This is a genomic window from Pseudoalteromonas sp. ASV78 (assembly GCF_047806705.1).
GTDB lineage: Bacteria > Pseudomonadota > Gammaproteobacteria > Enterobacterales > Alteromonadaceae > Pseudoalteromonas > Pseudoalteromonas prydzensis_A.
On record NZ_JBLOPA010000001.1, the window covers coordinates 615,561 to 627,953 of the forward strand.

General features: G+C 41.0%; 8 protein-coding genes. 4 read left to right on the forward strand and 4 right to left on the reverse strand.

Features of this window, described 5'->3' with window-relative positions; all coding sequences use genetic code 11:
- Positions 1–4: 4 nt before the first annotated feature.
- Entirely contained in the window at positions 5–1,438 is a 1,434-nt protein-coding gene (gene ccoN, locus ACMVDV_RS02730) for a cytochrome-c oxidase, cbb3-type subunit I (RefSeq protein ID WP_304184622.1), read from the reverse strand.
- A gap of 338 nt (positions 1,439–1,776) precedes the next feature.
- Here ccoN and ACMVDV_RS02735 point away from each other — a divergent pair, with 338 nt between their 5' ends.
- The 4 genes from ACMVDV_RS02735 to ACMVDV_RS02750 all read left to right on the forward strand — a co-directional run bounded on the left by ACMVDV_RS02735 (position 1,777) and on the right by ACMVDV_RS02750 (position 7,719).
- Complete coding sequence (locus ACMVDV_RS02735) at positions 1,777–2,199, forward strand: hypothetical protein (RefSeq protein WP_416157106.1); 423 nt, start codon at positions 1,777–1,779, stop codon at positions 2,197–2,199.
- A gap of 731 nt (positions 2,200–2,930) precedes the next feature.
- The gene (locus ACMVDV_RS02740) at positions 2,931–5,630 is read left to right on the forward strand and encodes a TonB-dependent receptor (RefSeq protein ID WP_416157107.1); all 2,700 of its coding nucleotides are present in this window, start codon (positions 2,931–2,933) and stop codon (positions 5,628–5,630) included.
- Positions 5,631–5,745: 115 nt separating this feature from the next.
- Positions 5,746–7,101, forward strand: coding sequence for a hypothetical protein (locus ACMVDV_RS02745; RefSeq protein ID WP_304184615.1), 1,356 nt, complete (start codon positions 5,746–5,748; stop codon positions 7,099–7,101).
- Positions 7,102–7,170: 69 nt separating this feature from the next.
- Positions 7,171–7,719 (forward strand): HPP family protein, encoded by a 549-nt coding sequence (locus ACMVDV_RS02750; RefSeq protein WP_304184612.1) that lies wholly within the window; start codon positions 7,171–7,173, stop codon positions 7,717–7,719.
- 65 nt (positions 7,720–7,784) lie between these two features.
- Here ACMVDV_RS02750 and ACMVDV_RS02755 read toward each other — a convergent pair whose 3' ends face one another.
- Genes ACMVDV_RS02755 through mfd form a run of 3 tightly spaced genes read right to left on the reverse strand, consistent with a single transcriptional unit; the run spans position 7,785 to position 12,366 of the window.
- Positions 7,785–8,036 carry a DUF3862 domain-containing protein gene (locus ACMVDV_RS02755; protein ID WP_304184609.1) on the reverse strand — a complete coding sequence of 84 codons (252 nt, stop codon included), beginning with the start codon at positions 8,034–8,036 and terminating at the stop codon, positions 7,785–7,787.
- Between the two features lie 19 nt (positions 8,037–8,055).
- The gene (locus ACMVDV_RS02760; RefSeq protein WP_416157108.1) at positions 8,056–8,892 is read right to left on the reverse strand and encodes a peptidoglycan binding protein CsiV; all 837 of its coding nucleotides are present in this window, start codon (positions 8,890–8,892) and stop codon (positions 8,056–8,058) included.
- Positions 8,893–12,366, reverse strand: a complete 3,474-nt coding sequence (gene mfd, locus ACMVDV_RS02765) for a transcription-repair coupling factor (protein WP_416157109.1) — start codon at positions 12,364–12,366, stop codon at positions 8,893–8,895.
- Between the last annotated feature and the right edge of the window lie 27 nt (positions 12,367–12,393).

Genomic DNA, 12,393 nt, shown 5'->3' on the forward strand with positions numbered 1-12,393 from the left:
TCCGTTATGCTAACTGTGCTTGCGCGTCTAATTTCAACGAATCATTTTTCGCAGAAATCGTACGGTAAACGTTATAAGCCATAACCAGCATACCCGCGACGATGAATACACCACCTAAGAAGCGCATAACATAGAAAGGATGTGATGCTTGTAGCGACTGTACAAAGCTATACATTAATGTACCGTCAGCATTTACTGCGCGCCACATAAGGCCTTGCATAACACCTGAGATCCACATCGCAACTATGTAAAGTACAACACCTACGGTATGTAACCAGAAGTGGGTATTGACAAGTTTTACGCTGTACATACGCCCTTGCGAGAATAATGCAGGGATAAGGTGATAAATTGCACCAATAGAAATCATTGCAACCCAACCAAGCGCACCTGAGTGAACGTGACCAACGGTCCAATCAGTGTAATGAGAAAGGGCATTTACAGATTTAATTGCCATCATCGGACCTTCAAAGGTAGACATACCATAGAAAGATAATGAAACAACTAAGAAGCGTAGCACTGGATCGGTACGTAGTTTGTGCCATGCGCCTGATAGCGTCATGATACCGTTGATCATGCCACCCCAAGAAGGAACGAATAAGATGATTGACATAACCATACCTAAACTTTGCGTCCAATCAGGAAGCGCAGTGTAGTGTAAATGGTGAGGACCGGCCCAAATATAAAGTGATATCAATGCCCAAAAGTGAACCACTGATAACCGGTAAGAGTAAATCGGACGGCCTGCTTGTTTCGGTACAAAGTAATACATCATACCTAAGAAACCAGCGGTTAATAAGAAACCTACAGCGTTATGACCATACCACCACTGTACCATTGCATCTACCGCACCTGCGTAGATAGAGTATGATTTAGTTAATGATACCGGCACTGCCATGCTATTTACAATGTGCAGTACTGCAACAGTAATGATAAAACCAGCATAGAACCAGTTCGCAACATAGATATGAGACACTTTACGTTTAGCTATGGTGCCCATGAACACAACTGCATAGGTAACCCATACCACAGCAATTAAGATATCGATTGGCCACTCAAGCTCTGCATATTCTTTTGAGCTGGTAATACCTAAAGGTAGCGTGATAACCGCAAGTACAATAACTAATTGCCAGCCCCAAAATGTAAAGGCGGCTAATTTATCTGAAAGAAGGCGCGTTTGACAGGTACGTTGTACGACGTAATACGACGTCGCAAAAAGTGCACTTGTACCAAATGCGAAAATAACTGCGTTCGTATGTAACGGACGAAGTCGAGAGTAAGTTAACCATGGTGTATCAAAGTTAAGTGCTGGCCAAGCTAATTGGGCAGCAATCAGAACCCCAATACTCATGCCAACGATGCCCCAAATCACTGTCATAATAGCGAATTGGCGTACAACCTTATAGTTGTACTCAGTTTGTGATGCTACTGTTTGGCTCATTTTCTGGCTTCCGCTGCAATTTATGCGTTTAGAAATGAATTACCCACTTTAGAAAGTGGGGCCTACTATTATTCACAAGTATGTTATCAAAAACCCTCAAAGCCTTGACTGCTTCAGAAAACAAACTCGAGAAACCCTTATTTTTGCAGGGAAATGATAAAATTTTTGGCTTAAAAAAGATAGGTCAATTGCATAAAATTATGACATCAATCAATTTTTCTCACACAGTTGGCTATTTTTGAGACACTTTTTGTCCATTTGCGTGATAATTCTGCTCAGTGGTTGTATTTTAACGGTACGCTGATTAGTATCCGCCTTTATTCTATCCAAGGAATGCTATGCCAATTAAATTTCTAATGGTGCTCATAAGCGTATTACAACTGTTAGTCGCATGTGATCCACAAACGATAAGTATAGAAGAGCAAAGGCCAGCTGCAAGTTGCCAACCGAATCAATTATGCCAATATAATAACCAAGTAAAAATTTGGTTGGCTGAGCAAAAAACAACCCCAGAAACGCCTTTTGAAATTTATTTGTCACTGCCTAATGGGGTTTCAGTGCAAAGCGCAAAGCTTGAAGGCGTTACTATGTATATGGGTTTTATTCCCGTTTTGTTTGCGCCGCGTGATGATATGTTAGTCGCACAAACTATGGTTGGCATTTGTTCAGAGCGAAACATGACCTGGAAATTAGTGTTAGAGCTTAACAATCAGCAGGGACACGCTGAGCATGTGTTGTATTACTTTGATGTGACTTATTGATATTGGCTTGCCTCTATATAGTTACAACCATGCTGTTTATAACTTCATCCTTTCTCAATCCGACCACAAGCTACTGTGTTTGCACATTGTACTTTAAAGATAGCCAGTGAATTTAGTAGGATAATTAAAGTAAACCTTTCTCATATATGCTTACCTTAAGACGACTTAATAAAATCGAACATGAATATACAATAACGATGTTTGTCTAAGTGCCACCTCATCTCAGCTTCAATTTTTCCACACACATAAAGCAACCGAATTTATATATTAAGCTGCAATGAACAGCACTAAACGTACAGATAAATCTATAGATAAAGTGGTAATTAGCTTAAATACGCAAAATTATTGCATAACTATGGTTAGCAGTTATTGCTCAGTTTTGCAGTAATACTAAAATGATGTGATTAACTTGTAAATTTTTCTGATTTAGGTATTTATTCGCATTAATTACATATAATTACAAATTTAGTCAGTTTGGTTTCATAGGTATTTTAAATGTTCTATTATAAGTTTACCTCTTTGATTTTAGTTGGTATTAATTGATTAACATTGCAACATTCATTAACCTTGGTTTTTGTTGTGGGTACTGCAAGAATCGAGGTGGTATTTATTGTTCGGTCATTCAGTTTTTGTTCATTTAAATCCGCCTAAGTTGCCCTCCGTTGACTCGTGATTCTAATAATAACGAGCACTACCTGAGCAAGGTATTTTTCCAACAAGTAGGGTTTCACATGAAAAAATCTATTCTTAGTTTAGCTGTTTTTGCAGCTATTCCTATGTTCTCAAGCACACAAGTTTTTGCTGCAGACGAAGCAGCGCAAACTATCGAAAAAATTCAAGTAACGGGTTCTCGCATTAAGCGTTCAGACATGGAAACTGCTAGCCCAATTACACTAATCAGCGCTGATGAGATTAAAGCATCTGGTGTAAATTCAATTGATGGTATTTTACAAAAAATGACCGCTACAGGCGGCGCAATGACCAATCCAGGTATCAACAATGGTTCTGGTGGTAATGCAAGCATCGATTTGCGTGGTTTAGGTTCTCAACGTACTTTAGTGCTTGTTAATGGTCGTCGTATGATCAACTCAGGTACCGGCGCAGCGTCTACCGTTGACTTAAATACTATCCCTGTATCAATGATCAAACGTGTTGAGGTTCTGAAAGACGGCGCATCTGCTGTATACGGTACTGATGCAGTAGCTGGCGTTGTCAATATCATCTTAAAAGATGATTTTGAAGGTTTTGATATGAATCTCAATACTGCAGCCACAAGTAAGCATGATGCAGAAGAGAACTCAATTGACTTCACCGTAGGTGCATCTTTTGACCGTGGTAATGTGGTTGTTGGTGTGCAGTACACTGACCGTGGTCAAGCAAGCCAAGCAGATCGTGACTTTTCATCTTGCCCAATCGCTGAAGGCAGCAATGGTCTCTTCTGTACAGGTTCAAGTTACAGCCAAGGTGGCCATATTTGGAATGGTAACAATGAGAAAGGTAAAATTGTTGGTGACGACGGTAAAGATCAAGAGCTTTCATTAATTGATGATAATGGTGTCAGTGGTTTAGGTAATGCCTATCATCGTTATTCAAACGCAGATAGCTATAACTATGCAAAAGACAGCTATTTATATACACCAATGGAACGCTTGAACTTAACGGGTTTAGCTAACTTCCAAATTTCTGATGAAACAAACTTTTTTGCAGAATTAACGTATACAAAACGTTGGTCTGAGCAAAAATTGGCACCACAGCCAATTTGGTTTGATTTTGAATACACTGATGCAATGGATTCATCGCTACTATCACAAACCTACGATCGTCGTTTAGATGTTAATGGCGATGGTTACTTAGACACTGATGCTGATGCTAACTACATCACAGAAACAGTAAATTACCAACGCGGAGACGATATTTCTTATGGCCGTCGTATGGTCGAATCTGGCACGCGTGACTTAGCTCAAACAGTTGATACAGTTCGCGTGGTGGTCGGCTTAGATGGTTACGTAGGCGACTATTCTTGGGATATATCGGCTAACTTTGGTCGTAATGACTCAGTAAGCAGTACGGCTAACTTGCACAATGTTGGCTCGATCACCAAAGACATTCTCGAAGGTAATTTTGATCCTGTAAATCAAAACTCTTGGACCAAAGAGAACATGGATGAGTACATGTACACTGAGCAGTCTTCAGCAGGCAGCCAGATGTTCATCCTAGCAGCATCACTTTCTGGTGAGTTATTTGAAATGCCAGCTGGTTACGCAGGTTTTGCCGCAGGCATCGAGCGTCGTCAAGAAAAGGCATGGGATACTCCAGATTCATTAACTGCACAAGGTCTAGCTAACGATCCTAAAGAAGAACCAACATCTGGTGGTTATGATGTTAATGAAGCTTACCTAGAGGTTGCATTACCGTTAGTTGCCAATACAGCATTTGCTGATAACATTGAGCTTAGCGCTGCTATTCGTGCATTTGATTACAGCACGTTTGGTTCTGACAGAACGTGGAAGCTTGGTTTAACTTGGAAAATAAACAGTGAACTAATGTTACGTAGTGTAGTATCTACAGCATTCCGTGCACCGACTGTTGACGAGCTTTATTCTGGTAATTCACCATCGTTTGAGCAAATCACATACCCAGGCGCACAAGATCAAGCAGAAGTAACTGTGGGCGGTAACGACCAGTTAACACCTGAAGAAGCTGATACTACAACAATTGGCCTTGTGTATGAGCCAGAGTGGTTTGATGGTTTCTCAATGACTGTTGATTACTATGAAATTGAAATTGAAAATGCGATTGCTTCAGTTAACGAACAGTATATCGTTGATCAGTGTTTAAAAACATCTGCCAATGCTGATTCTGCGTTATGTCAATCTGCAAACGTACAACTTGATTCAACAGGCCGTATTAGCCTTAACAATCAACAACAAAATATTGGTTCTGAGAAAACATCAGGGGTAGATTTAAACCTTGCGTATGTATTTGAAGCATTAGATTTATCATGGCGTGCAGCGCTTGATACAACTTACTTAGACGAGTACGTTGTTGAAATTACAGGTGATCCAGTAGATTATGCTGGCCTTGTAACTGCTGGTAAAGGTGGTTTCGCTGATTTGAAATCTAACCTAAGCCTAAAAGTATCAGCAGATAGCTGGAGTGCTACTTATAAGGCTCGTTACATTGCAGGTATGGATAGCTATAACTGTTTAAATAAAGATACGTGTTATGCACCAACGACACCAACAGTTATTTATCATGATATTAGTGGTTCATATATTGTTAATGACAACCTGTCATTTTCAGCAGGCGTGAACAACTTATTTGATAAGCAACCGCCATACTACACAGGTAACACTGACTCAAATACTGACCCGTATACATTTGATGTATTAGGTCGTCGTTTATTTGCTGGTGTGAATGTTAAATTCTAATCAGTAAGTAACATTGATTCTATCTAAGGCCTAGTTTTTACTAGGCCTTTTTTATTGAACAAATGAAAGTGTGGCAGTAAACTAGGGGTATCTTTTTACTTATTTGGAGAGTTGATTGTTAAGGCAGGATGAAAATTTATCCTTTATTATCGAATCAGAGCTGAGTCCTCGTACTGAGCAGCGGATCGACATGTATTTTTCTATCCCAAATGAAATGGGCATCAATCCGCAGACGTTAACAGAAGAAGCGTATTTCAATAACCACTTCAAATCGTATTTAGCCTATAACGCCAATAATATTCACTTACCTTTAGTGCGTAGCCGCTTTGTAAGTAAAAATAAAGGTGAACAACAAGACTATCGGCAAAATCTGAATTTGTATTGCTACCAAGTCCGCCTAGCGATTGATACCGATATCAAAGACACATTAAAGATTGAAGAAGTTGATGAGTTTTATCAGCGGGCTATTGAATTATGTGAACAAAGTCAAAGCTTACTCAAAAAGTTAAGGCGTTACACACCGGATGATGAAAAACTAATCTCGTTTTATACCAATGCAGATAACTATCTGAGTTGGCATATTGAGCAGTCGTTTTTAAAATTACTTGACGAAGGGCCTCGTAACAGTGATTACGCGAAAGAGCGTAATGATCTGATGAACTTTTGTAAATCAGAGCAAGACTATCGGCAAGAGCAGCAATATAACTCCGAGGCGACTCTTACAGATGCTAACCGCATCACTAATAAAATGCGCTTATTACAGCGCTTGATTGAACATGGTGTGGTGTTAAATCGTAATACTCGTTACCTTAATAGTTATTTAAAACGGCTGGTTAAAGGCACCGTTACTGCAATTATAATGGCATTTGTGATGGTTGTAGTGCTGAATGCGCGGATCTCTTTTACCGAGGTGACTGCAACGTTGGTGATTATTTTAGGTGCTATTTATGGCATGCGAGAGATCTTCAAAGAAGATATCACCCGAGTGATCTGGCGCGCGATTGTCAAAGGGCGGCCAAAATGGCGGTTTCAATTTCGAAATAGTGTTACCAAAGACAAAATAGCCACACAATATATCTGGCTTGAATATACCCGTTTTAAGTATATTCCAGAGGATGTGAGAAAAATATTTTCAAAACGGCGTCAGCAAAATAAGCAAGCAGCGCAATGGTTGCACTTTGCCAGTGAAATACGGGTTAATGCCAAAGAGTTTTTACCTGGCTACGATAGCTTGCAACAGACCTTACAGTTTAGTTTAGCGGCATTTGCACGGAACTTAAAAAAAGGCGAAGGTAAACTTTATCATCTTGATAATAATAAGATATCTAAACAAAGTGTGGAGCGAAGATATCAATTAAATGTGGTGGTGTCTTATCAGAATAACGGGGAAATAAAATACCAGCGTTATAAGATCACTTTAAATAGAAGTAAAATAGTTAATATAGAGATTATTTATAGCGAAATGGAATAAATATTGTGGTCGATTTTCAGGACCCTTCAGGTATTATCTCCCCCTTTATACTGCTTTAATGGGAGTGCAATGCGCCTGTTTATCTCTAGAATGACCGCAACCAGCCAATGCCCACCGCGTAAACCAATGAGTAAAATCATGTGGTCTTTACTTGGTTCTTTTTTGGGTATTTACTTGGTCGCTATGATTGGTAAAAGTATCCAATTTGATCCGCTAACTAACTTATTTTTAATTGGCTCATTAGGTGCAACTGCGGTGCTTATTTATGGGGCGCCATTAGCTGAATTCTCTCAACCTCGTAATCTTATTGGTGGTCATGTTTTTAGTGCATTGGTGGGGGTTACTGTTGCTAAATTTTTAAGTGCAGACTTAATCTTAGCCAGTGCGCTTGCGGTATCAGTATCGATTGCAGTAATGCACTTAACACGTACATTACACCCGCCAGGCGGGGCGACAGCCTTGATTGCAGTTATTGGTGGCGAAAGTATCCAACAACTTGGTTATTACTATGTGATAAGCCCGGTACTGTTTGGCGCAGCCATTATGTTATTGGTGGGGCTGTTAGTGAATAATTTATCACGCAATCCTAAGCGTCATTATCCGGTTTATTGGTGGTAGTAATGAGTTGCTGATCAGAGCCCAGCTCAGGTAGTCATTTTGTTACTACCTGAGTTGTAATAGGTTTATTTCTCTAAACCGGTTTTACTGTATAAAGATACTTTATCAGACACTAAGGTGATTTCGATGTTTTTACTGTCATCACCCCAAGTGCAATTTGTATGCAGGGTTTTTTCAACACAACTATCAGCACTGCCTAAAATAGCTTCAACGGCGGTTTTGTCCATACCAATTTCAATTTTTTCGTAGTTTTCTAAACTTACTTTTGAACAGGCCGCAAGGCTAAGTGCCGCTGCAATGATTAAAAGCTTTTTCATTTGCTTATCTTCCTTTATTTTAGTGTTTGAATTTTCTGATTTGTACAATCATGCCCATTTTAGGGTGGTCAAAATAATGAATATCACCACTTATCACCCGTTTAAATTGTGAAAATCGAGCCTGTTGAATTTCACCTGTGGCTTGGCTTTCATTTATATCAAAGCTGGCATTAATAAATAAATAATGGCGCAAGTAAATATTAAAAGTACCATCTAATTCCCATTTATCTGCATTTTTTTCAATTGCAGGGGCGATGTGCTGATTGCCGCTGACTAAACTAATAAAGTCATTATTTGGATACTGTGATGGATTGGCGACCACGGGGGCGCGTAATAATTTACCACCAAACAGTTTAATGTGCTCAGAGCGTGATTGGCTCGCCCCTGCAAAACGCCAACCTGTGTGTAATAGCGGTGTTAGGCCTTTACGTACCAGTTCTTGCTGTTGTGACTTAAATTGTAGCTGCTCTGGAGCAAGTAAATAGGTTTGCTCCATATCATCTTTTGCAGGCGCTAACGGGCTTAGTGGTAACGCTGAGTAACTGTGTAAGTAATCAATACTGTCATCGCATAAATTTGAGCGACTAGCACCAATCACAGCGTCTGTTAATGAGTGCGAATTAAAGCGACTGTCACCGTTAATACAATCCTGCTTGGCTTGCTCGCTATAAAGCGGTGTAAGTAAATCAAGGCTACGTTTTGCCTTGATAGGATCTCGCTCTAAACTAAAATCTTCTTGCAAATAGGGAGCAGGGCGCTGTTTGAAAATCAGTACTTCTACTTCAAACCAGCGCTCAGCAAATGCTGTGCTACTAAATACACAGCACAGTAGGATCAGAGATTTTTTAAGCAACATTTAATGGCTAACCTTTTTTTCGAAATCTGCAATCATTGCAGTGACCATTTTTAAGCGTTCACGGGCATTGGCCTCATTGATCGCAAAGCGCAACTTATTTGCACCATCCATTTTGTACACCTTAGGTGCACTTTGTATCAAACCTATAATGAAGCTAGGGTTAACCTTAGTATGTTGGCTAAACTCAAAATAGCCTCCCTTTGGATTTGCTTCAATTTTTTTAATGCCTAACTCACTGGCTTTAAGTTTCAGCTGTTGCAAACTAAATAGGTTTTTCGTGGCATCAGGCAGCAGACCGAAGCGATCAATCAGCTCAACTTGTAATTCATCCATGTCAGCAAGATTAGCACAGCTGGCAACCCGTTTATAAATCCCCAATCGCGCATTAACATCATGAATATAGTCATCAGGTAATAATGCTGCGAGTTTTAAATCTACTTCACTTTGTTGATGGAGCAAGTTTTCAAGGGTTGGCTCTTTACCTTCACGTAAGGCTTTCACCGCTTGCTCTAGCATTTCCATGTATAAACTAAAGCCAATGGTTTGCATTTGCCCAGATTGGTCGTCACCTAATAGTTCACCAGCGCCGCGAATTTCTAGATCATGGGTCGCTAGCGCAAAGCCAGCACCCAAATCTTCTAGTGATTCAATCGCTTCAAGGCGCTTTACAGCATCTTTAGAGAGCGCTTTTGGGTTGCCGGTTAATAAATACGCATAAGCTTGATGATGGCTGCGACCAACTCGGCCCCGTAACTGATGTAACTGCGCCAAACCTAGTTTATCGGCTCTATCCATAATAATGGTATTAGCAGTTGGGATATCAATGCCAGTCTCGATGATAGTGGTACACACCAACACATTGTATTTTTGATGATAAAATTCACTCATCAATTGTTCTAAATCGCGCTCGCGCATTTGCCCGTGAGCAGAAGCAACACTGGCCTCTGGCACCCATTCGCTAATTTCTTCAGCCACGCGGTCAATGGTTTCAACATTGTTATGTAAAAAGTAAACTTGGCCACCACGTTTAATTTCACGTAGTACTGCTTCTCTGATCAAGTCTGCATCGCGTTGACGAACAAAAGTTTTCACCGCTAAACGCTTAGCAGGCGGTGTCGCGATGATAGATAAGTCTCGCATGCCACTCATCGCCATGTTTAAGGTACGTGGGATAGGCGTTGCAGTCAGGGTTAATATATCGACGTCGGCACGCAAGGATTTGATTTTTTCTTTTTGGCGAACGCCAAAACGGTGTTCTTCATCGACAATTAGCAAGCCAAGATCTTTAAATATAATATCGGCTTGGATCAATTTGTGGGTACCAATGACTATGTCCAAGGTACCTTTGGCCATTTTCTCTAAGGTGTCTTTTTGCTCTTTGGGTGAGTTAAAGCGAGACAGCACACCCACTTCAATGGGTAGGTCGGCAAAGCGGTCTTTAAAGTTTTCAAAGTGTTGTTGCGCAAGTAAGGTTGTAGGCACTAATACCGCAACCTGCTTGTTATCGTTAACGGCAACAAAAGCGGCGCGCATCGCAACCTCCGTTTTACCAAAGCCTACATCACCACAGATCAGCCTATCCATGGCTTGTTTACTTTGCATATCACCTAGTACGGCTTCGATGGCGTTGCGTTGATCGTCGGTTTCTTCAAATGGGAAACCATCACTAAATACCCGATAAGCGGCACCATCAAGTTTAAAAGCATAGCCAGGTTTTGCTTGGCGCTGGGCGTAAATATCAAGTAGTTCAGCGGCCACATCACGTACTTTTTCAGCCGCACGCTTTTTCGCTTTTTCCCAAGCATCAGATCCCAGTTTATGCAGCGGAGCACTGGCTTCTTCACCGCCTGAATAACGACTGAGCATATGCAGGGCTGATACCGGCACATACAATTTCGCTTCACTAGCATAGGTGATAGTGACAAATTCGGTGATCAGGCCTGCCGCATCAATCGTTTGTAATCCTTGATAGCGACCCACACCGTGATCAAGGTGCACAATCGGTTGACCCACTTTAAGTTCAGCGAGGTTTCGGATTAACGCATCTTGACTGGCTTCGTACTTATGTTTACGACGGCGCCGCTGGGAGACTTTAATGCCGAGTAATTCTTGTTCGGTAATGATGGATAAGGCAGGTTTTGTACCAAGCACCACACTTTGCTCTAGTGGGCTGACAATTAAGCCAACATCGCTACTGCTATTTATAAATTCATCGAATGATGAAAACTCTTTAAACTTTAAGCCGCTGGGTTTCAGTATGGCGAGCAGAGATTCACGACGACCGTCGGATTCAACCGATAATAAAACACGGCCTTTTTGTTTTTTTTGTGCTGCAACATAATTTATAAAGGCTTGATACGGTTCATGCAGTTTATGATCAATGCGAACTGCGGGTAATTCACTGGTGGTGAGGTTTTTATTACCCGCTTTGGTGGGCAGCTTTGCCTGCGACAGACGAATGCGGGCAAAATTGCCTAAATTTGCAAACAGTTCATTAATCGGTTGATACAGCGCAACAGGTTCAAGTAATGGCCGCAGTGGATCAACACGGCGATTCTCATAGCGAACATTCACATCATGCCAAAAATGCTCAGCTGCATCTTCTAAGTCACCTAATTGCATTACTGTGGCGTGCTCTGGTAGGTAATCAAAGATAGTCGCTAGTTGCTCAAAAAACAGCGGCATATAATATTCGATACCCGCCGGCCAATTACCTTTGGTTACTTGCATATACACGGAGTCTTGCGACGAGCTGGCGCCAAATTTTTCGCGGTAGTTGATCCTAAAGCGCTCAATATCCGCTTCGTTGGTAGGGAACTCATGCGCAGGCAGTAATTCAATTTTGTCGACTTTTTCATCCGAGCGTTGGCTCTCAACATCAAATAAACGAATGGTGTCGAGTTCGTCATCAAGGAAATCAAGTCTAAATGGGTGTGGGCTGCCCATTGGGTATAAATCAACAATTGAGCCACGAATGGCGTATTCACCATGCTCCATCACTTGTTGTACGTGTAAGTAACCCGCTTGCTCTAAGTTACTGCGAAGTTGGTGAGTATCGAGAATATCGCCGACTTTAAAATTAATGGTTGAACCATAAATAAACGAAGCAGGCGCGGTACGTAGCATCAAGGTCGATACAGGCACAATCAATACACTTTGTTGTTCTTTTTTTAGTGTATTTAAGGTGGCTAAACGCGATGAAATAATATCTTGGTGAGGTGAAAAGTGATCGTATGGCAGCGTTTCCCAGTCAGGAAAAATCATCACCGGGTGATCAGGGAGTAAGCACTCTAATTCGGTTTCTAAGCGCAGCGCACTAGGGGTATCAGGAGTGACAATCAGTACTAAGCCATCTTGTTGCTTTACCCCTTGTGCAATGGCAATACTTAAACCACTGCCGGTTAGTTGCCCCCATTGAATTTTATCTTTTTGAGATTTTACCCAAGGCAAGGCTGCCCATTGCGCAAACGCCATTTACTACTCCTTTAATGCGCCTCAATT

Bases quoted from the DNA above. Each gene is read 5' to 3' on its own strand.
- mfd (WP_416157109.1), bottom strand. From the start codon at position 12,366: ATGGCGTTTGCGCAATGGGCAGCCTTGCCTTGGGTAAAATCTCAAAAA.
- ACMVDV_RS02755 (WP_304184609.1), bottom strand. From the start codon at position 8,036: ATGAAAAAGCTTTTAATCATTGCAGCGGCACTTAGCCTTGCGGCCTGT.
- ACMVDV_RS02735 (WP_416157106.1), top strand. From the start codon at position 1,777: ATGCCAATTAAATTTCTAATGGTGCTCATAAGCGTATTACAACTGTTA.
- ccoN (WP_304184622.1), bottom strand. From the start codon at position 1,438: ATGAGCCAAACAGTAGCATCACAAACTGAGTACAACTATAAGGTTGTA.
- ACMVDV_RS02750 (WP_304184612.1), top strand. From the start codon at position 7,171: ATGCGCCTGTTTATCTCTAGAATGACCGCAACCAGCCAATGCCCACCG.
- ACMVDV_RS02740 (WP_416157107.1), top strand. From the start codon at position 2,931: ATGAAAAAATCTATTCTTAGTTTAGCTGTTTTTGCAGCTATTCCTATG.
- ACMVDV_RS02760 (WP_416157108.1), bottom strand. From the start codon at position 8,892: ATGTTGCTTAAAAAATCTCTGATCCTACTGTGCTGTGTATTTAGTAGC.